Source organism: Bradyrhizobium sp. ORS 86 (genome assembly GCF_045571475.1).
Classification (GTDB): domain Bacteria; phylum Pseudomonadota; class Alphaproteobacteria; order Rhizobiales; family Xanthobacteraceae; genus Bradyrhizobium.
Window position 1 is genome coordinate 1457622 of sequence record NZ_CP120699.1, and the last position, 23928, is coordinate 1481549.

General features: G+C 62.0%; 20 protein-coding genes. 10 read left to right on the plus strand and 10 right to left on the minus strand.

Features of this window, described 5'->3' with window-relative positions; genetic code table 11:
• Positions 1–38: 38 nt before the first annotated feature.
• Positions 39–1604 carry a hypothetical protein gene (locus P6U25_RS06725; protein ID WP_407150725.1) on the minus strand — a complete coding sequence of 522 codons (1566 nt, stop codon included), beginning with the start codon at positions 1602–1604 and terminating at the stop codon, positions 39–41.
• Positions 1601–2713: a glycosyltransferase family 4 protein gene (locus P6U25_RS06730; RefSeq protein ID WP_407152444.1), complete on the minus strand. Its 1113-nt coding sequence runs from the start codon at positions 2711–2713 to the stop codon at positions 1601–1603. The genes P6U25_RS06725 and P6U25_RS06730 overlap by 4 nt, the downstream gene beginning before the upstream one ends.
• 409 nt (positions 2714–3122) lie before the next feature.
• Between P6U25_RS06730 and P6U25_RS06735 the strand changes: the two genes are divergently transcribed.
• On the plus strand, positions 3123–5210 hold the full coding sequence (locus tag P6U25_RS06735) for a GumC family protein (protein ID WP_407150726.1): 2088 nt from the start codon (positions 3123–3125) through the stop codon (positions 5208–5210).
• Positions 5211–5242: 32 nt separating this feature from the next.
• Here P6U25_RS06735 and P6U25_RS06740 read toward each other — a convergent pair whose 3' ends face one another.
• Positions 5243–6589, minus strand: coding sequence for a lipopolysaccharide biosynthesis protein (locus P6U25_RS06740; protein ID WP_407150727.1), 1347 nt, complete (start codon positions 6587–6589; stop codon positions 5243–5245).
• Between the two features lie 517 nt (positions 6590–7106).
• Between P6U25_RS06740 and P6U25_RS06745 the strand changes: the two genes are divergently transcribed.
• Complete coding sequence (locus tag P6U25_RS06745) at positions 7107–8327, plus strand: FAD-dependent oxidoreductase (protein WP_407150728.1); 1221 nt, start codon at positions 7107–7109, stop codon at positions 8325–8327.
• 28 nt (positions 8328–8355) lie between these two features.
• Here the strand turns inward: P6U25_RS06745 and P6U25_RS06750 are convergent, their stop codons facing one another.
• Positions 8356–9492 (minus strand): GNAT family N-acetyltransferase, encoded by a 1137-nt coding sequence (locus P6U25_RS06750; RefSeq protein ID WP_407150729.1) that lies wholly within the window; start codon positions 9490–9492, stop codon positions 8356–8358.
• A gap of 524 nt (positions 9493–10016) precedes the next feature.
• Between P6U25_RS06750 and P6U25_RS06755 the strand changes: the two genes are divergently transcribed.
• From P6U25_RS06755 to P6U25_RS06765, 3 genes are all read left to right on the plus strand, one after another.
• Positions 10017–10853: a WecB/TagA/CpsF family glycosyltransferase gene (locus tag P6U25_RS06755; protein WP_407150730.1), complete on the plus strand. Its 837-nt coding sequence runs from the start codon at positions 10017–10019 to the stop codon at positions 10851–10853.
• An 89-nt stretch (positions 10854–10942) separates the two neighbouring features.
• Entirely contained in the window at positions 10943–12238 is a 1296-nt protein-coding gene (locus P6U25_RS06760) for an O-antigen ligase family protein (protein ID WP_407150731.1), read from the plus strand.
• Between the two features lie 11 nt (positions 12239–12249).
• Positions 12250–13272: a glycoside hydrolase family 5 protein gene (locus P6U25_RS06765; protein WP_407152445.1), complete on the plus strand. Its 1023-nt coding sequence runs from the start codon at positions 12250–12252 to the stop codon at positions 13270–13272.
• Positions 13273–13334: 62 nt separating this feature from the next.
• On the opposite strand, the gene P6U25_RS06770 is transcribed toward P6U25_RS06765, so the two are convergent.
• Positions 13335–14546 (minus strand): amidohydrolase family protein, encoded by a 1212-nt coding sequence (locus P6U25_RS06770; RefSeq protein WP_407150732.1) that lies wholly within the window; start codon positions 14544–14546, stop codon positions 13335–13337.
• 192 nt (positions 14547–14738) lie between these two features.
• Between P6U25_RS06770 and P6U25_RS06775 the strand changes: the two genes are divergently transcribed.
• Entirely contained in the window at positions 14739–15959 is a 1221-nt protein-coding gene (locus P6U25_RS06775; protein ID WP_407152446.1) for an MFS transporter, read from the plus strand.
• A gap of 76 nt (positions 15960–16035) precedes the next feature.
• Here the strand turns inward: P6U25_RS06775 and P6U25_RS06780 are convergent, their stop codons facing one another.
• The 5 genes from P6U25_RS06780 to clpB form a co-directional block, all read right to left on the minus strand.
• The gene (locus P6U25_RS06780; RefSeq protein ID WP_407150733.1) at positions 16036–16230 is read right to left on the minus strand and encodes a hypothetical protein; all 195 of its coding nucleotides are present in this window, start codon (positions 16228–16230) and stop codon (positions 16036–16038) included.
• A gap of 87 nt (positions 16231–16317) precedes the next feature.
• Entirely contained in the window at positions 16318–17136 is an 819-nt protein-coding gene (locus tag P6U25_RS06785) for a family 1 encapsulin nanocompartment shell protein (RefSeq protein WP_407150734.1), read from the minus strand.
• A complete protein-coding gene (locus tag P6U25_RS06790; protein WP_407150735.1) occupies positions 17129–18190 on the minus strand; it encodes a Dyp-type peroxidase in 1062 nt (353 codons plus the stop codon). The genes P6U25_RS06785 and P6U25_RS06790 overlap by 8 nt, the downstream gene beginning before the upstream one ends.
• Positions 18191–18304: 114 nt before the next feature.
• A complete protein-coding gene (locus P6U25_RS06795) occupies positions 18305–18577 on the minus strand; it encodes a DUF2171 domain-containing protein (RefSeq protein ID WP_407150736.1) in 273 nt (90 codons plus the stop codon).
• A 95-nt stretch (positions 18578–18672) separates the two neighbouring features.
• Positions 18673–21285, minus strand: a complete 2613-nt coding sequence (gene clpB / locus P6U25_RS06800; protein ID WP_407150737.1) for an ATP-dependent chaperone ClpB — start codon at positions 21283–21285, stop codon at positions 18673–18675.
• A gap of 726 nt (positions 21286–22011) precedes the next feature.
• On the opposite strand from clpB, the gene P6U25_RS06805 reads away from it, so the two are divergent.
• The 4 genes from P6U25_RS06805 (at position 22012) to P6U25_RS06820 (ending at position 23864) form a co-directional block, all read left to right on the plus strand.
• Complete coding sequence (locus P6U25_RS06805) at positions 22012–22194, plus strand: hypothetical protein (protein WP_280981050.1); 183 nt, start codon at positions 22012–22014, stop codon at positions 22192–22194.
• 210 nt (positions 22195–22404) lie between these two features.
• Positions 22405–23307, plus strand: a complete 903-nt coding sequence (locus P6U25_RS06810) for a DnaJ C-terminal domain-containing protein (RefSeq protein WP_407150738.1) — start codon at positions 22405–22407, stop codon at positions 23305–23307.
• The gene (locus P6U25_RS06815; RefSeq protein ID WP_407150739.1) at positions 23304–23579 is read left to right on the plus strand and encodes a chaperone modulator CbpM; all 276 of its coding nucleotides are present in this window, start codon (positions 23304–23306) and stop codon (positions 23577–23579) included. The genes P6U25_RS06810 and P6U25_RS06815 overlap by 4 nt, the downstream gene beginning before the upstream one ends.
• Before the next feature lie 51 nt (positions 23580–23630).
• Entirely contained in the window at positions 23631–23864 is a 234-nt protein-coding gene (locus tag P6U25_RS06820; protein ID WP_407150740.1) for a hypothetical protein, read from the plus strand.
• The last annotated feature ends 64 nt before the right edge of the window (positions 23865–23928 follow it).

The window sequence follows — 23928 nt, forward strand, 5'->3', positions numbered from 1 at the left end:
CTGCGACGCGCCTGATCCGTGGAGAAAGGTCGCGAGCGCTATTGGAGACGCCGTGCGACGGGCTTCGCTGCCGCCGCGCTATGCCATTCCGACAATGACGTGCGGGCCGTTGACCAAAGTCCGCTCAGCAACACCGTGGTTTTCGGTTGAACACGCGACCCGTCGATCACCTCGAGTTGGCCGCACCGGTTGAGCGTATGCAACTTTCGTCCGGTCCACGCCGGTCCGGGCGTGAGCGAGTGCCGAACAGCTTGCCGGTACGTCGTCGGTGACAGCTCCAGCACCTCCGCGAGACCGAGCGCTGCACCATATCCGTTGCTGCAATCCTGCACCGGCCGCCACAGCCGTCCATTGATGTTCACGAAATTTCCAGCCGGCCGGGTACTCGCCCGATCCATCAGTATCGGATTGCTGGCGTGAGGCAACCAGGGGCCGAACAACTGCTCGGCGTAGTAGATCGCCAATGTGTCGGAATATCCGCCGGTGCCGTCGCGCCAGGCTCCGAACAGATAATATAGGCCATTGTGGCGCGTGATGGTTACATCTGCGAGCTCGAGCCCGGAGAGCAGCGTGCTATGACGCTCCCACTTATCGGGAAAACGAATGCACCTGTAGAGCGGGACGTCCCGATGCTCGGTGCTTTCGGGGATCATCCATAGCTCACCATTGTCTTCGATCAGGAAGGGGTAAGACAGGTGCCAGGGTTCCTCCAGCACGGGCACGACGCTTGCGAGCGGCCCGTTGCCGTCGAACTCGACGGCTGAGATGATACCCTTGCCGACCCGATGGTCGAGGTCTTCGAAGAAGACGAACGTCCTTCCCTGCCATTTGACCGGGAAAGGATCAGCAAAGAAACGGTGCCCGGGATCTTTCAGTACGTTCCAGGCCGGCCCGGATAGATCGCCGGTGCGCCAGATATCGGCGTTTTCGACGTAGCGCCAGCCGACATGCCAGTGCGGCGCATAGCAGCACAGGCGATAGATCTCCTTCGCAATCGAAGCAGCCAGGCCGCGTCCGACATAAGCCGCGGCATTTCGCGGGCTGCGTCCGCTGGTCGAGGGGGCGAACTGGGGCACCAGCCGTGTCGCTCCTGACAAAATCGCCGTCAGCATCGTCAGGGTTCGCGCCATCACCGTGTCGAGCGCGCCGCTCAAGCCGGTTGCGATCTCGCCGGAAGGATGGCCGCGGTCCATCACGCTACCGTCGAGCTCATTGACGATATCGATCACCGGCAGATCACCGGCAAGGATGGCTGCGAGCGCGGCGCTTTCTCCTGCCACGCCGTTGAACAGCGGGCGAAGATAGAGCCGGGCGGAGCAGTTTGGCTCCCGCTTGGCAGTCGTAAAATCGACCACCACGTCGGCTTTGCTTAGCGGAGTCCGCAAACGCTCGGGTATTGCCTTCAGTCGGTCGGCCTTGCCGGCCTTACCCTTGCGCAAGACCATGCGCTCGAGCTCAAACAGCACGTCGAGGCCAGCAGGCCGAGGTTGCGCGGTCGTGGTCCATGCGATCTGCACCGGTACGTTCTGACCGTTGACGGACAGCGCCTCGCGGCACATCCAGAGCCGTGCATGCTCCCGTTCGCAGCGAAACTCGATGATCATGTTCGGCCCACCATCTCATCCATGTCCGCGCGAGTGGCCTCGTCGAGGATGCGGACGTATTCGTCGACCATAGTATCTAGCGAATAGCGCGACTTCAGGCCCTTGGCGCGTTGTCGCAGCTCCGTGCTCAGGGCACCGTCGGCCAGGATGCGAGAAACCGCGGCCGATAGCGCGGCCTGATCTGCAGCATCAACGAACATGGCTGCCGGCTTACCATCGAACGACAACACCTCGCGCAGCACGGGGAGGTCATTCACAACACAAGGGATGCCCGCGCTCGCCGCCTCGACGGCGGCGAGACCGAAGGTCTCGGCTTGCGAGGGAAACACGAACACGTCGAGGCAGGCCAGGAAATCGGCCATCCGCTGCGGCGGAATCTCGCCGATGAAGTGCAATCTGTCGTTGACTTTCAGCTCGTCGGCCAAAGCCTTTAGCCGTCCCTCGTCGGCGCCTTGTCCGGCGAGTGCAAGGTGCCATGATGGTGTATCGGCGAGCAGACGTATTGCGGCATCAAGCCGCTTGTGCGGGTGCAGTCTTGCAGCGCAGCCGAGCAGGACGCAATCCGGCGGCAGCTTGAACTGCTGCCGCGCAATCTCTCTTGGCAGACCGAGCGATTTGTCGTCGAACCCGTGCGGGACGTGCTTCATTCGCGATCGATAGCGGGCCGGGTACCGCGCATACTCGCGCTCCATGTCCCGCGAATTCAGCGTGATGCATGTGAAGAAGCCGACACTGCCCATGACGATGTCGGCAGCGCGAACCGGCCAGCTCATCGACATGGCTGAGGATACCTGATTGGCGATGACTGGAGCGCGGCTCACGAGCCGCGACACGCCTGCGCCAATGACGTTGCCGAAATGCTGGAAGGTCAGCACGACGTCGGGCTTGATGGTCCTGATATGAGCGGCGAGCTGCCAGAGCATCTGAAGCAACGCGAGCGGATTTCCAGGTCGGCGGGGGGCGCAGTAGAGCGTATTGGGCGGCTCGTCGAAGGAGTCCGATTTGCGGAAGAAAAACAGATTGAAGACGTCGTAGCCGCGCGCGGTCAGGCCGCTGCCGAGCAGCCTCGAGATTTCCTGAGCGCCGGCGTTCTCCGCCTGGGTCTGCATCAGAATGACGCGGAGCTTCGGCTGGATGGTGTTTTGCCGATCGTGCGACGCGGATGACGATTGGTTCGGCGCCTCGCGCAGTTCTGTGCTGGGCTTGTAGTGGAGCACGGATTCCTCGACCATTAGGGGAGTGAAGCCGTCTCCCATACTTTTGTGCACATACTTATCACGCGAGACATTCTCGTACGTCGAGTAACGCGAGTTGAGGTTACTGCCCGTTTTACGGGACATGCCGGCAAAACGAGATTCCACTGTGTAGGCGGCAAGGTACCAGCGGTTCATTAACCGGTTGGTTACGGCCATGCATCGGTTGCTGCCAGGAGAGGGTAACCGCTGATTAACCATAGATCCTTACGTTGGCGCAGGCCGCTGAACAGTGAATGCCAGTTGAATTCGAGTCAGAACACCCATGACGTTCGGTAGCCCCTCAGGCCCAAGACGGTCCGGTCCAACGGATCCAGCAGCGTCGTGGGAGATCGCTGCCGGTGTGCGCAGATCTGCGGCCGAAGTCGCCAAGGGCGCGTTGACTCTCTCCGGTGCGATTGCCTTCCTGCGCGAAAATGGTCGGCGCATTTTGACGCTCGCGTCGGTCATCTTCGTGATCGGTATCATTCTCCTGCTGCTTATTCCGGCCCGCTATGCGGCGACGGCGCTGGTCGTCGTCGACCCGCGTGAGCAGCGCGTGACCACCGATCAGGACGTGCTGCCGGGGATCGGACAGGATGCCGCGGCGCTCCAGAGCCTGGTTGAGATCGCGAAGTCCGACGGATTCTTGCGGCCGCTGATCGAGCAGCTCAAGATCGCGGACGACCAGGACATTGCCGGCGGCAAGACCGAGGCCACGCGTCTGCTCGACAGGTTTCGCAGCCGGCTCGACATCTCCCGCCGCGGGCTCACCTACGTCATCGCGATCAAGTTCACGTCCAACAATCCGCAGCGTGCTGCGTACTACGCCAACGCCGTGGCAGAGGCCTTTGCTGCCAATCAGCGCGGGACGCGGGTTGTGGCTACTGACGAAGCTGCCGATTGGCTCAAGAGCCGGCTGAAGACGCTGAACGACCGCTTGAGGGCGTCCGAGGATGCCGTGGCCGCATTCAAGCTCGAGCACCGGATCGTGAATGCCGGCAAAGATTCAACGACGCAGCAGTTGCGCGTGACCGACCTCACCCAGCAGGTTGCCGCCGCTCGCGCGCGCACCGAAGAGGCCAAGGCCCGCTACGAGCAGGCGCAACGCGACCTGAAGGCGAATGTCGACGGCCCGGTCAAGCAGGACATCCTGACTGCGCTGCGAGCGCAGCGCTCGGCGCTCAACGATCAGATTGCGCAGAAGCGTGCGGTGCTCGGTGATCGTCACCCTGACCTCGTCATGTCGTATGGCCAGTTGAACGATCTCAACCGGCGGATCGAGATCGAGCGGAAGAAGAATATCGAGACTGCAAAGTCTGAATACGAGGCCCAGCGCGAGCAGCAGAAGGGCCTTGAGGACCAGTTGAAGGCCGTCGAGTCGCAGATTCTGGTCGATGGTCAGGCGCTGGTCCGGTTGCAGGAGCTGCAGCGTGACGCAGATGCCAATAAGAACATCTACGAGCAGTTCCTGTCGCGCTACAAGACCACCGATGAGCAGCGCCTGCTGCAGAACTCTCAGACCAAGGTCGCCTCGCCTGCTACGCCACCGGTCCGCTCGACGCTTCCGCCGCTGCCGTTGCTGATCGCCGTACTCGCGATTGCCTCGCTGCTGATCGCAACGGCTATCGTCGCCGCGCCGAGTCTGAAGCTGCTTGCGGCGAAACCCGATCCGGAAGTTCGCCGCGTGGATGCGACATCGCTGCGACCCGAGTTACCACCGGAGCTGCCGGTTTTGGCCCGGATTCCCAACCTGTCATCACCACCGGGCTCTATCAAGAGCGTCTGGCAGACCCCGATCTCCACAACCGGCGAACCTGATCTCAGCCCGCATCTGCAACCTGTGATCAAGAACATCGAGCAGCTTCCGGGACCGCACGGCAAGGTCGCGCTTTTGATGTCGACCGAAAAAGGTGTGGGTGGAAGCACGGTTGCACGATCGCTCAACCGGTCTGCCGTCAAGAATGGAATGCTCAGTGTTCTGATCGAGATGGAGCCGAAGCCGACCGATGCGGCACCGGCGGCACAAGCATCTGGCACCGTCAAGACGGATCTTCGTTCCGTTGAGGAGCTCCTGGGCGGCAGCGCGAAAGATCAACCGTTGCCGCCGGACGACATTCGTGCCGACTTCGGTCTCATCATTGTCGACGCGTCGTGCTTCGTCGCACAACCGGCCGTCGCGGCGCTGGCTGCCCATGCCGACCTGATCATTCTCGTTGTTGGCGACGGCGCAGCCAATTCCGACGCTACTCGCAAGGCGAATGCTGAGCTGTCGAAGTTTGGCAGTGTGCCGACGGTGCTGGTCGTCAATCGTATACCCGTCAGCGCAACCGCCGGTGCGGTTCGAGCCGGGGCGCTGGGATTGGCGAGCTGAGCGCGGATTGGCGGGGTCCCGACAGAACCGGATTAGTCGTTCGAGTCCGCGGCGCCAACCACGTAAGTGTCCGACTTGTCCGACGCGAAGTGACAAAGCGTCAGGATGGAGGGGTCGAGGCCGGTTCGCTTGCGACACAGCACGTTGAGCCCGATGGTAGCGAGTGCCAGCGACACCGTGGCCGAGATCGCGGCGCCGAGCACGCCGAGCCAAGGGATCAGGATGAGGAACCCGATGAGCCGCAATACGACATTGGCGGCGATGACAGGGACATACTCGCGCTCGTGGCCGGTCAATTGCAATATCGCCGCGGCCGGACCGCCCGCCGCTTGAAATGCCGTCCCTATCGCAAGCACGATCAACACCCATTGCTGCGCGATAAAGTGTGATCCGAACAGACCGAGAAGATGAGGCGCTCCGAGCCAGACCAGGAATAGGCCGCTGAACACGCAAAGCGCGGTCACCTCGGCCATGAGCTTCAAGGTGTGCTCAAGGTCACGCCGGTTCTTGCTGAAGTAGAGCGAGGGGAGTCTCCGCGCGCCGAACGTATACAGCGCAGCCGAGAGCATGGCGAAGATGTTCGCCAGGCGCGAGGCCGCGAAATAGACGCCCGCGGTGGCGGGATCCAGCATCCAGTAAACGATGATGACATCGAAATACTGGTTCGCCGCCTCGAGGATGGAGGACAGCCAGAAGCGAATCGCGCTTGCCCTCCAGCGGGACGTCTCGAACCGGGCGGTCACATCGCGCAGGTGAGGAACAACACGCAAGATCGAGGCGACCTGCACCAGCAATCCTGCGAGCATCGCCACTGTCATCGCGCTGAACAGTTCCGCAGGGGTGAGCTGCCGGTGACCGAACAGGACTGCGATCAGAAACAGGACGACGGCGACCCGCCAGAAGAATTCCCGGTTGCCTTCTCCCATCAGAATGCTGACCAGGGATCGCGCGATCTGGCTGCCGAGCATCAGGCCGGCATTGACCGCCGTGAACGCCGAGACCGACAGGATCAGGAGCCACCACTCGCCGCGGATGCTCGCCACGGCCGCGATGGCGGAGATCGAGATCAGCATGGCGATCGCTGAGCCCTTCAGGCTGGATAACAGCACACCCTTGGTGAGATCGGCCCTGCCTCCGACGTCATACTCGTTGAGGAAACGAACCAGGAGCAGTTCTTGGCCGATCAGACCCACGACCGAAGCGATCTGGGCAACCGACAGCCAGGTCGCAAAATCTCCAAACGCCTCGGGCGACATTGCCCGCGCCGCCAGCGAGAACAACGCGAACGCAAGCCCGCCGCTACCGACCTTGAGGAGGATCGTCCCGGCAACGCCGCGTGTCACGTCACGCTGCATCAGTTGGAGAAGAGAGGCGAACATGAAGGCGAGGGACCTTTCTCCTTCCGAGAAGCCGCCATGCCGTCGAGGCGCAACATTCGGTGGAGCGGGGAGTGTTAACGTTCGGTTGCTAAGATTCAGTTCCTCCCCGCCGATCCGAGCTTCCGGTGAATGCGGCGCCTTGCTCCATTCCGGAACGCCGCCTGCCTTGTTGTCTCCAAATGAGGCAGGCGCGGGGAAGTCCTCGCGGCGGGCATTGCCGCGCGAGGGAAGCGGGGCTGGGCCGGCTCTGCGCATCATGGGCACGATATCGTGGCGCTCCACGACCGGTCGCGAGCTTCGGATGCGGCGGCAAACGACCGCGCATTCTGCTGCGAAGTCTTGGGAAAGCAGGTTCTCATGAGGCTTGTCGTGCAAGGTGCATGCCGGGCAGCCGTCCACCGGGTCCCTTGTATTGCCGTTAACCTCAATGCCGGAACGGCACTGACCGGCTCGGGAAGGGAGCATGCAGCCGGCAAGGAAATTGCAGTTCCGGCGTCATCCGTTGGAGTGGGACAGCATGATCGCCGACCAGAGCACGACAAAGCCGGCCGCAGCAGACGGCGCAGAAACGATCGAAACCGATGTTGCCATCGTCGGCGCCGGGCTGACCGGCTCGCTCGCCGCAGCCGTGCTCGTCCGGGCCGGATACCGCGTTCTCCTGATCGACAAGCGCACGGTCCCACCGCACGAATTTCGCGTTGAGAAGATCGCAGGTCCGCAGGTCGATATCTTGCGCAGGCTGGGCTTCCTCGGCGATATCGAGGCCGCCGCGTCTACCTTTGACCGGGTGCTCAATATCAGGGAAGGCAAGGTGGTCGACGTCAGCCTCCGTCGCGCGTACGGAATTCGCTATTCCGGCCTCGTTGCCACGGCCCGTCGCCTGCTGCCCGATTCGTCCAGCTTCATGCCTGATGAGGTCACCGGCATAAATTGCAGCGGAGACTTTCAACATCTGCAGTTGGCTTCCGGAAAACGCGTCATTTCGCGCCTGGTTGTTCTGGCGACCGGCATGGCGGGAGCGCTGGGATACAATCTCGGCATGACGCGGCGGGTGCTCGCCGCGCGCCATTCGGTTTCGTTCGGCTTCACGATTGCTGCACCGGAGGACGCGCCGTTCGATTTCGAATCGCTGACCTGTTACGGGGAGCGGACAGCGGACGGTGTCGACTATCTCAACCTGTTTCCGGTTCGGGACGGCATGCGGGCAAACCTGTTCCTGTTTCGCGACCCGAATGATCCGATCATGCGCGAGCTGCGCCGAAATACAAAGGCGACGCTGCTTCGCTTGATGCCAGGATTGCAGCACTATGTCGGGGATTTCCGCGTAATAGATCAGGTCCAGAACTGGGTGATGGACTTATCGGTGATCGAAGGCCACGTGCAGCCAGGCGTCGTGGTGATCGGAGATGCATTTCAAACCAACTGTCCTGCCGCCGGGACCGGCGTAAGTCGTCTGCTGGTCGATATCGAACGTCTCTGTACGAAGTACGTCCCGCAATGGCTGGAGACCGACGGCATGGGCGTCGAGAAGATTTCGCAGTTCTATTCCGATCGGGACAAGATCGCGGCCGACCAGCGCTCGTTGCGAGTGGCGCACTTCCGCCAGGCTCTGGCGTCGAGCACCGATCTGCGATGGAACGTGCAGCGGAGGTTGCATTTCCTGCGGCGAACCATCACTCACCGGGTCGACCAGATACGGCCCGGTTGGGTCGCACGCGTGCGCAGTGCGCTCGGATAGGCGGAAAACGGTCCTCGCAGGGACCCTGCTAACGTGCGTCAGTCGATGTACGGATCGGCTGAGCCTTGAAATCAGCCATTTTCTTGACCGTCTGCTTGATCCACGGCGCCCGGTTCAGCGCGAACAGCGCAATGGATCCGACGGCGCTGCCGGCCTGTGTCACGCTCGACATCGGCGAAGGCAGAGCACCGAACAGCTTCTTGTACGGCTCGTCCCCGATGGTGAAGTCAAGGACATGATCGCCACGCTCGATACAGGCCTTCGCGACCTGCTCGAACGTCAGCGCGCCGATCGACTGGCTCTTGTATCCGGCGATGTCGAAGGCCGTCATCAGGATGAGGAAGCTATCGCGGTGAGACAAGCCGAGCACGGTCGCAATCACATTGCCGTCCATCTTCATGACGTACAGCCGAACAAACGAACCCAGACCACGCAGCGCCACGTCCGAGTAGAAGTCGAAATACTCGGGACGTTGCAATAGGTCGCCATCGCCTTGTGCCTGAAAACGAGGGCCACGGTACTGCTTCATCGTCTCCATCGCTTCCAGGATGGAAGTGCTGTCCTCACAACATGAGAAGGTCAGTGCACCCTTCTTCTGAACCTGGCGCCACTTCTTTGCGAGTTCTTTCCGATAAGAAGGGTTGAGGGCGTTGGTTCGCCATTGTTCGAACGGTGCCGTTAGAACGGTTGCATACGAGTTCGTATTGGTGGCAACTCGGCGCGGCGTCGCCAGAAGAGTCTCGATGGGCATCCTCGCATCGAGCAATTTGGGCATGCGCAACAGATCAAACGGCCTGACGAGTTGTCGAAGCTTCGCGCAGGCGCTCTGATCCTGGAGCAGATCGGCGAAGGTCTTGACGGTGCAGACAGGTGCCAGATAGTCGGATACTCGCAGGTCCGCGAACTCAACGGTTCGCATGGGGCCGCGTCGCAAGCGCACCAGAGGCAGTATTGCCGCGAGTTCGCCTGTTGCGCGACGGCGTACAACGACAACGAGCGGCTTGGCCGCCATAGCGGGCGCGAGCTTGCCGTAGAGACTGCTCAGCCATATCGGGTGCTGAAACGCAGTGGCGTCCGAGTCCTTGAACAACTCCGCATATTCTTCAGACAAGAAGTCGAATGCGTCGTCGATGCATACATCGAACGCGTCGTTGTTCTTATTCATAGGAGGCCAGACAACCGGTGGTTTGGAAGCGCCTGCCAAGCCAGCGCGGCGTCTTTATAGCAAAGGCCGATTGGTTCGGGCAGCAACGGAATGCGATTTGTATTAATACAATGCCGTCGTCGATCTCGAGGCTGCAAGGTTGGCGGAAGCGCGCGTGAGCTCAAACCGTGCTGGCGCGGTCCTTCCTCGCTCCGGCCCAGCGAATGGCGTTTGGCGTGGCTGTGCTGGTCGTTCGTCGTGACGGTTAACGAACCGTTGAGGGACCTGCGAGCTAGCTTGGCCAGGACGAGTGCGTGAGCTGGACCGGATATTGCACTTGCGGGCACGTACGATTGGAGTCTCCGGTGAACATGTTGAGTCATAGTCAGAAAGCTCGTGTTTCCAACGAAAAATCCCCGTTGCGACACGACGGCGAACGCGCCTGGCGTATCAATTCCGACGCGGCTGCCCCACGTGTCCGGATTTGGAACACGGAGCGATGCGCGCAGCCGAGGTCTCCGGCAGATCTCCCCGCGGTGACACCGATGCCGAGCAAAGCACTGAGTACGCGTGAACGTCGTGCCAATCCTGTCGGCAGAGCCGCGACTGCAAGTATCCCTCGGGAGACGGTTGGCGGACTTCGGCTCGCCGTGGTCGATCTCGAGCAGACGGCGGATTTCATGATCGATGCGGTGTTTCCGCGCCGGCGCGTCAGCCGGCCACTCTATCTGACGTCGGCCAATGGCGAGGTGCTCTCGCGATGCTCGACCGAGCCGATGACCGATCGCCTGTTCCGTTCGGCCGATCTGATCAATGCCGACGGGCAGCCGCTGGTCATGGTGTCGAAGCTTCGGTCTCAAAAGCCGCTGCCTGAACGTGTCGCAACGACCGATCTATTCCACGTTGTCGCGCGCAAGGCGCAGGCACTTGGGCTGACTTTCTACATGTTCGGCGCCAATGAAGCGGAGAACGAGGCCGCGGTCGCAAACGTCCGCAGCATGTATCCGAAGCTCAAGATCGTCGGTCATTCGCACGGCTATCTGCGCGGCGAAGCGCTGCGATCCAAGGTCGATGAGATCAACGCGCTGGCGCCGGACTTTCTTTGGGTCGCGCTCGGCGTACCCTACGAGCAGGCGTTCGTCGAAGAGTTCATGCCGCGGCTTGCCCGCGTCGGCGTCATCAAGACCTCCGGCGGGCTGTTCAACTTCCTGTCGGGCAGCCGGCCGCGCGCGCCACAATGGATGCAGAACTTGGGATTGGAGTGGGCCTGGCGGCTCTGGCTCGAGCCACGGCGGCTGTTCTGGCGGTACCTCACGACCAATCCGCACGCTCTTTATCTTCTGTTCAACCGCACCTTGGCTTCGCGTACGAAACGAGACTGAAGCGATGGAGCCCCGAACACGGATGCCTGTGCTTCGGTCGCCGCAACCGGAGCACCAAATACCTAAGTCTGCTTCATGAAGTTCGAGCCATGACCAGAGCGCCGGCTGAGATGGATTGGGACCAGGTCGAGAGTTCGATCTGGCAGTCGCCTAGTGTCGAAGCGGAGAAGCTTGCAAGAACCGTCATCAATTGGTCGATCACCATCAACATGGTGATGTCGATGGGAAACTTCAACGCGGGCTTACTCGCGGCCGAGCAAACCTATGTGCAGCAATCCGTCGCTCTCCTGATGTGGGGCGTGCTGATCTACGCGAGCGCGTTTGTGCGCCCGGTTCTGCGGCTGGCATTCAACCTCGACACGGTCGCGATCGTCTCGTTCTACGCCTTTGCCGCGATCTCCGTGCTCTGGACGAATCTGAGCGCTGCCGCCTTCATGAAGGCTGCGGCGCTCGCGATAACAACCTTTGGTGCGTTCTGTCTCATCACCCGCGTCGACATCGATGACATCGTCAAATCGACCGCGAGGGGCCTCCTTGTTCTGGTGGCTGCATCTGCAGTATTTGCGATATTCGTACCGGACATCGGCATCGATCGTACCTGGATGCACAACGGTCAGTGGCAGGGCGTCTTCGAGTCGAAGCAAACCCTGGGTTTCGCCGGTGCCTATCTCATGTTCTTTGCGTGCTATCGAAAGATCACCGGGCAGGGATGGCTGCCCTTCCTGGTGACGTTCCTGATCGCTTCGACCTGCGTCATCGGGTCGGAATCGCGGGGCGCGGGCGCGCTGGCGCTGGTCGCCTGCGCCTTGGTCTTGACGTCCTTGTGGTCGGTACGATGCATGAAGGTATACGCGGTGCTGCCGTGTGTCATGTGCGTCGCGGCCGCGGTGCTGTTCCTGTACTTCTATACGACGGGGTACGACGCCATCCACATCTTCGACTCGACGATCGACTTCACCGAGAGAACGTTCATTTGGCAGTACGCAATCAGCCATTTCGACAATGCGCCGTTGATCGGTTTCGGAATCAACGGGTTCTGGACCAATCCGGCGATCTACGACTATTTCCAGCAGAATCACGGCTGGGTGCTCGACAATTATCATAACGGCTACATCGCCATTCTCATTGAAACGGGATTCCTGGGCTACGTTCTTTTCATGGCAAGCGTGTTCCTGTTCTCAAGCAAGGTGCGTTACCTGATTTCTGCGCGGGCAATTGACCGATCCCACTGTGCCCTCATCATTGGGTTTGTCTTCCTCACTTGTCAGACAAATTTTACCGAAACGACCTTCCTTCGTTCGACGACGTTCACGTCGGTGCTGCTGGTGTCCTTCTTTTTTGCGGTATGCAGACCTGTCTACGCTGCAAATCCACAGCCATCGTGAATTGGAGCGCAATGATGGCCGTTCGCGCACGCTGGCCAGGGGCCGTCAACTGGCTTCTGGCACTTCTACTCGCGGTGCTGACTTCGCGGGTTGATGTAGCGGAATCAGGTCAGTCTGCGGCAATGCCGGCGCTGGGGCGTGGCATCAATATTCTCGGATATGACGGCCTCTGGGAGGGCTACCAGAATGCGCCATTCCGTCTGGAAAACTTGACCGCCATTCGCAAGGCGGGCTTCTCGCACGTCAGGATCAATTTCTTTGGATTCAAGCATATGGATTCCGAGAACGTGCTCGACGAAGCTGTCCTGAGGCGGCTCGATGTCGTGATCGAGCAGGCGCTCGCCAGAAGGCTGATTCCGATCCTTGACGAGCACGATACGGACCTTTGCCAGCGCGATGTCGCGGCATGCGCGGAGAAGCTCAGGGCATTTTGGCGGCAGATCGCGTCGCGCTACGCCGGGAGATATCCGGCATTGCTGTTCGAGATCCTGAACGAGCCCGGAGGAAACATGACCTCCGGGCAGTGGAATTCACTGCTGGGCGAATGTCTTCGCGTCATCCGGGCGAGAAATCCCGAGCGGAGCGTCATTGTCGCGGCGTTGAATACCGAGGAAGCGCCGATCGATGAACTGGCGTTGCCGGCCGAGGACAGAAGGCTGATCGTGACATTCCACTATTACGCGCCCCTTCAATTCACACATCAGGGTGCGCCGTGGTCGCCGACGTTCTCGAAGATCGGTCCTTTGAGTTGGGGCAGCGCGGAAGACGAAGCGAAGGTCACGGCCGACTTCAACAAGGTCCGTCTCTGGTCGGAACGGGAAAGACGTCCGATCTACCTCGGCGAGTTCGGCGTCTACGAGCGCGCTCCTTCGGAGAGCCGGACGAAATACCTGTCGTTCGTGGCGAGAACCGCCGAGCGATACGGCTGGGCGTGGGCTTACTGGCAGTTCGATCACGATTTTGCTGCGTTCGACGGCGCGCGTCAGGCGTGGTATCGGGATATCCTGCACGCGATCATTCCCTCGGTGCGGTGAAGATCGCGCAGCCGCCGGCGCTTCCATATGTCTGATCGAAGCCTCAACTCCGATAGGCCCGGTCAGGCTTGGCCAGCATCCTTGACGACGTGATTGTCACGCGCTGTGAGTCTTCCACCTTTGAAGACGGAACGCCCCGTGGGTCGTGCGACCACGGCTTCCTGGATATGTTCGGCCTTCAGCGTCACGAAGTCCGCCCTCGCACCGATGTGCAGGCCGTAGTCCTCGAGCCTGAGCGCCTTGGCGCCGGCCGCGGTGACCAGGTCGAATGCGATCCCGAGTTCTTCATCGGTGTAGAAACCCGATCGATATCCGATCATCATCGCGCGGCCCAGCATGTCGCCATCGCCATAAGGCCACCAGGAGTCGCGGATGTTATCGTTTCCGCTGAACACCGTGACACCGGCCGCCCTGAGCGTCGCAACCGGGGGAAATGGTCGACTGCCGGGCGCGTTCGTCATGATTGCGACCCCCGATCGCGCCAGGATGTCGGCAATCTTCTTCAGCGTGTCTGCCGGAATGTCGCCGAGCCCATAGGCATGACTGACGGCGACATGGCCTTCCATCCCGAGTGCTCTTGTGCGTGCCGCGATCTGTTCGATCTCGAAGGCACCGAGCATGCCAGCGTCGTGAAGATGAATGTCGACGTCGACGCCGTGCCTTTGTGCGACGCCGAAGACGACATCGAGATGGCCTTCGACATTGCGATCGAAGCTTGCGGGATCGAGGCCGCCGACAACGTTGGCTCCGAGCTTGATCGCCTCGTCGAGCAGTTGCGGCGTGCCTGGGCTGCTGAGGATCCCGCTTTGTGGAAAGGCAACGAGCTGAATGTCGATCAGGTCCCGGTATTCGTCGCGCACCCCGAGGATGGTTTCCAGCGACTTCAGACCCACGGAACCATCCACCATGACGTGACTGCGCATGTTCGTCGTGCCGTGCCCGATGCAGAGATCAAGCTGGTTCCGCGCGCGCACATCCATGGGAGCGGCGGCGGCGACATTCTCGGCCTGAAATGCCACGCGCTCGCGAACGTCGAAGCCTTTCGTGCACGGCTTGTGTGGCCGCCAGGTGTCGCCATAGAAGCTGGTATCGAGATGAATGTGACCTTCGACGAAGCCGGGAACGACCAGCGCGTGGTCGAGGTCGATGACATCGACGCCGGCCGCGCGATGCTCGGAACGCTCGATCGCAACGATACGACCATCGCGGACCAGCATGTTGCCGCGAGAACCGTCGGCGAAGCGCGCATTGGCAAAGAGTCGGTCGATCGCCATCAAGTCCCAATCCTTCCTGTTGATCGCGACCCTGTGCGGGCCGCGTGGAATGTGCCGTGCCTTGCCTAACACGGCCGGGAGAATATTATCCGGACACGTCGGGATCGCAAGGAACCGGGATCGTTGCCGGACATTCAAGGCCAGCAGGAGTTCAGCGTCCAACGCGCAGCATTTGCCGCGACGATCGGCAATATGCTGGAGTTCTATGACTTCATCACCTACAGTTTCTTCGCGATCGAGATCGGCCACACCTTCTTTCCCGCGCACAGCGCATATGGCAGCTTGATGCTGTCGCTGGCGACCTTTGGCGCTGGCTTTCTGACGCGGCCGATCGGCGGTATCGTGCTCGGCATCTATTCCGACCGCGTCGGGCGGCGGCCGGCCATGTTGCTGAGCTTCGCGTTGATGGGGGCCGCGATCCTGACCATCGCGCTCACGCCGTCCTACGACTCGATCGGTCTGGCCGCGCCGGTCGTCGTGATCGCTGCGCGCATGGTGCAGGGATTTGCGCTTGGCGGCGAAGTCGGGCCGACCACGGCCTATCTCGTCGAGATCGCTTCGCCGCTGCGTCGCGGCCTGGTGGTGGCGTGGCAACCCGCCAGCCAGGAGATCGCTGCGACCGCCGGCGCTTTGGTCGGCGTCATCCTGAGCAGCGTGATGACGCCCGACATGATCCAGGCCTACGGATGGCGCATCGCATTTCTGATTGGCGCTGTCTGCCTGCCGTTCGGCCTGTGGATGCGCCGCACGCTGCCGGAAACGATTTCACACGAAGAGCACGTTGCCGCACATGTCGAGAGTTCAAGCCATGCCGTGCAGGCGCGCCGGCATATCCGAGTGATCGTGCTGGCGCTGATGATCCTCGCCAGCGGTACGATTTCGACCTACGTGACCCAGTATATGACGACCTATGCCAAGAACACGTTGCATGTGTCGTCGTCGCTCGCGTTTGCCGTCTCGCTGGTGAGCAATGGTCTTCAGATCATTGGTGCGCTATACGGCGGCTGGCTGGCGGACCGATTCGGACGCAAGCCGATCATGGTCTGGCCGCAACTGGCCGTGCTGGTGTTGACCTATCCGAACTTCGTCTGGATCGTGCAGGATCCCGGAATGTCGTCGCTGCTCATCGGCTTCGGCATCCTGTCATTCATAGGGTCTTTGCCGTTCACGGCCTTCTATGCGAACTTCACCGAAGCATTGCCGCAGAACATTCGTGGCGGCGTCTTTGCCACGATCTATGCGGTTGCGATCGCGGCGTTTGGCGGGACCGCGCAGCTCGTGGTCACATGGCTGCTTCACGTGTCCGGCGACCCGTTGGCGCCGTCCTGGTATCTGCTTCTCGCCGCGATGGTCGGTCTCGTTGCCATGAGCCTGATGCCGGAGACGGCCCCCGTCAAAACCGGCGACAAGTGACCGCCGAGCTCCCGCCTTGTATCACTTGCGGCAGCAAACAGGAGTCTGCTGATCGAATCGACAACCGGCCTGAGTCTCAATCCATGTCGCGAAAGGCGTGACCGTTGGCGTCGATCTCCTTGACCAGGGCCGGCGGCAGGCTGGCCTCGGCGGCGGTGCCGTCAAATACCCAGTCCTTGGAGTCGGCGAGATCGGGAAGACCTGCGCCCTTGCGGACGTAGAGGCCGATCGAGGCTTTCTGCGGATTGATGTAGAGATCGTATTCCTGCATTGCGGGCCTCCTCTCGGTTTCGTGTTGGACGGGATCTCTGGCGCGGGACGGCCCGAGGCCGCTCCGACCCGTCGACGTCGTCCGCCGTCAGGCGGGCTTCTTCTTCGCTTCCAATGCCAGGGCCACGGAGGCCTCGCTCGTCAGCATCAGGAAGGTGATGGTCTCCTGGAAATAGAGTTGCACGCTTGTCGCCGAATGGCTCAGATAGCCGATCGAAAGGTCCTGGCCGATCGAGAGCTGAAAGTCGCCACCGCGGGTGGTCAGCATGACGCCGCCCTCGATGGCCGGCGCCCAGATGATTTTCCCATCGACCAGGCGCTGGATGTGCTCGAGCACTGGATAACCATCGTCGGTCGCGCCGCCGATTGCGGTATAGGGTTCGGTGCCCAGCAACAGCGTATAGGGACCGTTGACGCCCGCCAGCCGCAATTGGCTCACCGCCTGCGCGACCGCGCCGGGATAGCCCTTGACGTTGGACGGCAGCGTCAGCACCGGGTTGCTGCTGCCCTGGCGGATGCCCTGAATTCCCGCCGCGGCGTATCCGTCGAACACGGCGCGGTCCTCGGCGAAAGCGATCTTGCGCGCTGCAGCTTTGAGCGGATCCCAGTCGGAATCATTGGAGCCGCGCTCGACGTCGTCGATGGCCTGACGGCTGAGCTCGAAGGGGACGCGCAATTCCACGAGGGCTCTGACGTCGCGTTGCGTTGCCTCGACCCCGTCGCCCGGCGTCGGGATCTTCCTGACATGGCCGGTGCCGACTGCTGAGAAGTCCGTGCCCTTCGGACCATCGACATCCACCACGTGGCGCGCTGCCAAATGGCGCTTCAGGGTGCGCGAGGCTTCCTCTTCAATCAGGGCCCATGCCGCGTCTGAGATGGGGGCGAGTCCCCGATGAAGATTATTCATGTGCAGCCTTTCCTTTCAGTGAGCCGATACCGAGCGAGCCATCGGGCGGCGGCATTTTCGGCGTAGGGGCATCGTCGGCCTGATCGCCGTCCAGAGACAGCTCTGCGGGCGAACAGGCGGGTCCCGCGGTCGCGGCGTCCTCGAGGAACGTCACCGACGGAATGAAGTACAACGTGCCGGTCACGGCGCGGCTGAAGTCGAGCAGGCGATCGTAATTGCCCGGCGGCCGGCCGACGAACATGTTCTCCAGCATCTGCTCGATCCGATGCGGAGACTTTGCATAGCCGATGAAATAAGTGCCGAACTCGCCCTTGCTGATATTGCCGAAAGGCATGTTGTCGCGGACGATATCGAGCTCTTCGCCGTTCTCCACGATCGTGGTCAGGGCGTTGTGCGCGTAGCTCGGCTTCACCGCATCGTCCAGCTCGATGTCGGACAGTTTGGTCCGGCCGATGATCTTCTCCTGCATCTCGACCGGCAGCTCGTTCCACTTCTTCATGTCGTGCAGATACTTCTGCACGATCACATAGCTGCCGCCGGCGAAGGCTGCATCCTCGTCGCCGATGACGGTGGCATCCACTGCCGCCTGGTCCTCCGGGTTCTCCGTCCCATCGACAAAGCCGAGCAGGTCGCGTTCGTCGAAATACTTGAAGCCGTGCACCTCGTCCGACGAGGCGATCGCGTCGCCGAGCCGAGCCACGATCTGCGTCGCGAGCTCGAAGCACAGGTCCATCGGCACGGCGCGGATGTGAAACAGGAGGTCGCCCGGCGTTGCGACGGCGTGGTGGACGCCATGGATCTCGCGAAACGGGTGCAGATCCTTCGGCTTCGGCGCGCCGAACAATCGGTCCCATGCGTCGGAGCCGATTCCCATGACACATGACAGCCGGCCCTCGAGGTCGCGGAATCCAACGGCGCGTACCAACGCGGTCAGATCGCCGCACAGCGACCGCACCACCGCATCATATTCCGGATTGGGCTTGAGCGTGACGGCAAGGAAGATAGCGGCGCGCGTCAGCTTCGCAGCGACCGGTTGCGGGACGGCTGATGGCACGCATCTCTCCTTACCGAACTATCATTCCAAGAGCGCAACGAGCAAGGCGCTCGGCGAATATCCGAGCACGGGGAGAGGAGCATGCAACGGTTAGCTTTACAAGAGCCCGAATTGCTAGGCGTCCGCTGAAGGGCCAGCCGGCTTTCCGGACTTCTCTTCCTCAAGCGTCACCGCAATCGCGGCGTTCGCCGAGAGACGAACCTTGGTGCCTTCGACGCCAGCGACAAAGCCAAGCTCGACATAGTGATGGTGGCCCTTGTGCAGGCCTTCGCCGCTGTCACGCTTCGTAAGCTTGATGCGGCTGCCTTCAACGCGATCAACGGTGCCGACGTGCACGCCATCGGCGCCGATGACCTCCATACCGTCCTTGATCTTCAACTCCGACATGTGTTCCTCCGTGGTTGAGGGCCAGCTTGCCTATGATGCCGAGAGATGACGCCGCGATGACATCGCGCGTCTGTGCATCATTGTCTGGGTCGGTCTCACGCCGATTCGAATTCGTCGGCTCCAGCAGTCTCCGGCTTCTTGCCGTTGAAGGTAAGGCCTGCCTTGGTCGCGGAGATCTTCACCTCCGAGCCGTCGCGCACGTCGCCGGCAAGGATCATCTCGGCGAGCGGATCCTGCACGCTGCGCTGGATCACGCGCTTCAGCGGGCGAGCGCCGTAGGCGGGATCCCAGCCCTTCTCGGCGAGCCAGTCTCGTGCCTTCGGATCCAGCTCCAGCTCGATCTTGCGGTCCTCCAGCAGTTTGCGCAGCCGCGCGAACTGGATCTCGACGATCCAGCCCATCTCGCTCTTCTGCAGCCGATGGAACAAGATGATCTCGTCGACGCGGTTGAGGAATTCAGGACGGAAGTGCGCCCGCACCATGTTCATCACCTGGTCCCGCACCGCGCTGGTATCCTGACCTTCGGGCTGGTTGACGAGATATTCGGCGCCGATATTCGAGGTCATGATGATCAGCGTGTTGCGGAAGTCGACGGTGCGGCCCTGGCCATCGGTCAGACGGCCGTCGTCGAGCACCTGCAGCAACACGTTGAACACGTCAGGATGCGCCTTCTCGATTTCATCGAACAGCACCACCTGATAGGGCCGGCGCCGTACCGCTTCGGTGAGGGCGCCGCCCTCGTCGTAGCCGACATAGCCGGGCGGGGCGCCGATCAGCCGCGCCACCGAATGCTTCTCCATGTATTCGGACATGTCGAGGCGGATCATCGCGGTCTCGTCGTCGAACAGATATTCGGCGAGCGCCTTGGCGAGCTCGGTCTTGCCGACGCCGGTGGGCCCTAAGAACATGAAGGAGCCGATCGGCCGGTTGGGATCCTGCAGGCCGGCACGCGCACGGCGCACCGCGGTCGAGACTGCGCGCACCGCCTGGGCCTGGCCGACGACGCGCTTGCCGAGCATCTCCTCCATGCGCAGCAGCTTGTCCTTCTCGCCTTCCAGCATCTTGTCGACCGGCACGCCGGTCCAGCGCGAGACCACTTGCGCGATGTTGTCGGCGGTCACCGTTTCGCTGGCCGACGAGGTCTCGCTGGCCTCGACGGTGGCGAGCTTCTTCTCAAGGTCCGGAATGCGACTGTAGGCGAGCTCGCCTGCCTTCTGGAATTCCCCCTTGCGCTGCGCGTTGGCGAGCTCGGTGCGCAACTGCTCGAGTTCGCCCTTCATCTTCTGGGCGTCGGAGAGCTTGCTTTTCTCCGACCGCCATCTCGACGTCATGTCCGCCGACTTCTTTTCGAGGTCGGCGAGGTCCTTCTCCAGCGTCTCGAGCCGGCTCTTGGAGCCGCGGTCGGTCTCTTTCTTCAGCGCTTCCTGCTCGATCTTGAGCCGGATGATCTCGCGGTCGAGCGAGTCGAGCTCTTCCGGTTTGGAATCGACCTGCATCTTCAGTCGCGCCGCCGCCTCGTCCATCAGGTCGATAGCCTTGTCTGGCAGGAAGCGGTCGGTGATGTAGCGGTTCGACAGCGTGGCGGCTGCAACCAGCGCGGAGTCCGCGATGCGGACGCCGTGATGCTGCTCATACTTGTCCTTGAGGCCGCGCAGGATCGAGATGGTGTCCTCGACCGTCGGCTCCGACACGAATACTGGCTGGAAGCGGCGGGCGAGCGCCGGATCCTTCTCGACATGCTTGCGGTACTCGTCGAGCGTGGTGGCGCCGATGCAGTGCAGCTCGCCGCGGGCGAGCGCCGGTTTCAACAGGTTCGAGGCGTCCATCGCGCCGTCGGCCTTGCCGGCGCCGATCAGCGTGTGCATCTCGTCGATGAACAGGATGATGCCGCCCTCGGCTGAGGTCACCTCCTGCAATACGGCCTTCAGCCGCTCCTCGAACTCGCCGCGATACTTGGCGCCGGCGATCAGCGCGCCGAGGTCGAGCCCGAGCAGGGCCTTGTCCTGCAGGCTTTCCGGCACGTCGCCGTTGACGATGCGCAGCGCCAGGCCCTCGACGATCGCGGTCTTCCCCACCCCGGGCTCGCCGATCAGAACGGGATTGTTTTTGGTTCGCCGCGACAGCACCTGGATGGTGCGGCGGATCTCCTCGTCGCGGCCGATCACCGGATCGAGCTTGCCGTCGCGCGCAGCCTGCGTGAGATCGCGGGCGTACTTCTTCAGAGCATCGTAGGCGTTCTCGGCGGACGCGCTGTCGGCAGTGCGCCCCTTGCGCAAGGCATTGATGGCTGCATTCAGATTCTGCGGACTGACGCCGCCCTTGGCGAGCAGCCTGCCGGCGTCGCTGTCCTTGTCGGCTGCCAAAGCCTGCAACAGCCGCTCCACGGTGACGAAACTGTCGCCGGCCTTGTTCGCGGCCTGTTCCGCCGCCGTGAAGGCGCGTGCCGTCTCGGGCGCCAGATAGATCTGTCCCGAGCCGGCGCCGGAGACTTTCGGCAGCTTCGCCAGCGCGTCCTCGGTCGCCTTCAGGATCGCGCGAGAGTTGCCGCCCGACCGGTCGATCAGACCCGCTGCCAAGCCTTCGCTGTCGTCGAGTAACACTTTCAAGATGTGAAGCGTCGAGAATTGCTGATGCCCCTCGCGCATGGCGAGTGATTGCGCCGACTGGATGAAGCCGCGTACGCGATCGGTGTACTTCTCTACGTTCATCTTGGCACCTCAAGACAGCAACGCAACAGGACGAGCCGCTCAAAGCCACTCATCGGCGCCGTCGACAGATGGCGGAATGATGACACCAACTAAATTCGCGCTCGGTCGACCGAGAGGGCAACGTGGCTGTGCACGGCCGTCTCATCGTGTGATCCTTTCAACGGATAGTCAATGTGCGACGTCTGCCGCTGCCTATCGGCAGCCGTCAGTCACGCGAAATGTGAGGCGCTCATTCACCGGGCGCAACGACCCCAGGTGTTGGTCCATGCGTCTCGATAGATTAGCTTCGCGCCTTGGCCATGATGGACTCCGCCAGGAGGCACCCACCAACGCCGGCTAAGCCGATGAGCTTGGCTCGATGCGGCTGTGCTATCGTCTCCCAAGACTATTACAACGGTACGAAGATCGACGCTTCGCCGCCGCAGTCCGAGCGCGGTATGAGGGCTGACGTCGACGCGTTCCCTCCACATTGGTTATCCGGCATAATCAGAGGGTTGTTGTCCTTGTTGACGATCGGCGGACGCGGAGGCACGACATGACGAGGTGGCTCGGCCGGAAGCGCGGCCTCGCGCCGCCGGTATGGCCTGCGGCTCTGCCGCATGCGTCCCGCCGAAGAGAAGCGCCCCGAGCGCCGAGCAATTCGCACACGCCCTGCCGGACTTTTCCGCCGGGTCGCGCTATTCTCTGGACCGTAGTTCACGGGAGATCATCCGCAGGAGGTGAGTCATGGGACCGAGTCACGGGGGCGACGGACAACTCGACGATCGAAAGCCGCGCTTGAGCGAAGACGACATCACGCGAGCCTTGCTTGGTCCGAGGGGAGTGGTGGGCAAGCCGGACACCGCCAGAATGACACCTCAGCAGGAGAAGAACATGCCGAACTATCTGGATCCCGGACATACATCGTAGCGCCCGACGGCGCGGGTGCTCGTTGCTCCGGCCTATACGGCCATCCGATACCGCACCCGGCGAATGGATGACCGAGGCATGCCTACCTCGGCGTAAACGATGTGCCGGCGACGCTATCGTCGCGGAATGAGCTGTCACGAGGAGTGTTGCAATTCGGCGCATTTTGAGCCCTCATGACCTTGGGTGCATTGTGATGTTGCGGAGCAGGTCGTGAGAAATCCGTACGAGATTCTTGGCGTTGCCCCGACGGCGTCTTCGGCCGACATCCAGAAGGCATATCGAAAGCTCGCGAAGAAGCTGCATCCGGATCTCAATCCCGGCGACAAGGCCGCTGAGGATAAATTCAAGGAGGTCGCCGGCGCGTACGATCTGCTCGGCGATGTCGAGAAGCGCAAGCGCTTCGATGCCGGCGAGATCGATGCGAGCGGCGCGGAGCGGCCACAGCATCACTTCTATCGCGATTTTGCCACCTCCGATCAGGGGCATCCCTATGCGGACAGCTCCGGCTACGCGGATTTCATGGAGTCGGACGACGCGTTCGCCGAGCTGCTGAGGCGCAGCCAGGAGGCGCGCGCGAACCGGCGCGGGCGCGACCTGCACTACAGCCTGACGATTGACTTTGCGGAATCGATCACCGGCGCGAGCAAACGTCTGACCTTGCCCGACGGCGGCACGCTCGACGTGACGATCCCGCCGGGGCTCGTCGATGGGCAGGTGCTCCGGCTGCGCGGCAAGGGTGCTGCCGGCTCCGGCAAGGGTGGGCCCGGAGATGCGTTGATCGAGGTGGAGGTTCGGCCCGATCCGCGCTTCACGCGCGACGGCGACGATATCTCGCTCGAATTGCCGATCTCGCTCGCCGAGGCGGTGCTCGGCGGAAAAGTTCGCGTTCCGACGCCGACCGGCGATGTCACCATGACGGTTCCGAAGGGGTCGAACACCGGCACGACGATGCGGCTCAGGGGCAAGGGCGCGCCCCGCCATGGCGGCGGTCACGGCGACGAGTTCGTCAAGCTCAAGGTTGTCCTGCCGAAGGGATCCGATCCAGAGCTCGAGGCGTTCGTGTCGACGTGGGATCGGAAGGCGTTCAATCCGCGTGAGGAAGGCGCATCATGAACAAGCAGCAGTTCCTGAACAACGCCGGTCTCGAGGTGCAGACCCTGGAGTTCTGGATCGAGCAGCAATGGCTCATCCCGGATCGGACCACCGCGGACGTTAGCTTTTCCGAGACCGACGTGGCACGCGCCCATCTGATCCGTGACCTGAAGGCCGATCTCGGGGTCAATGACGAGGGCGTCGACGTCATCCTCCATCTCGTCGATCAGCTTCATGGCCTGCGGAAGGCGTTCGAGCAACTGCACGCGGACATGCAGAAGCCCTCGAGCTGATCCGCAAGGGGACGAGAATCGTCATCGCGCCTTGACCCGGAGACCACACTCATGGAAAAGCCGACGCAACTCGCGCACGGTCAGATCGACGTCCTCATCCTTCAAGCACTGGTCAGGAAGCTTGTCATGAAGGGTGTGCTCTCGCCGGACGAGGTCCGGGCGATGCTGCTGGAGGCTGCGAAGAATCTCGATCTCGTCGGCAGTGAATTGACGCCGGAAGCCGCGCGCATCATCGTCCAGGAGGACCTGATGCCGGCATTTCTGGGCACTGGCGCGTCAGGCTGATCATCATCGTCTGCGAACGGCCGAACGCGTCACGGGGCAGGACCAGGCAAGCGACTGGGAGGTG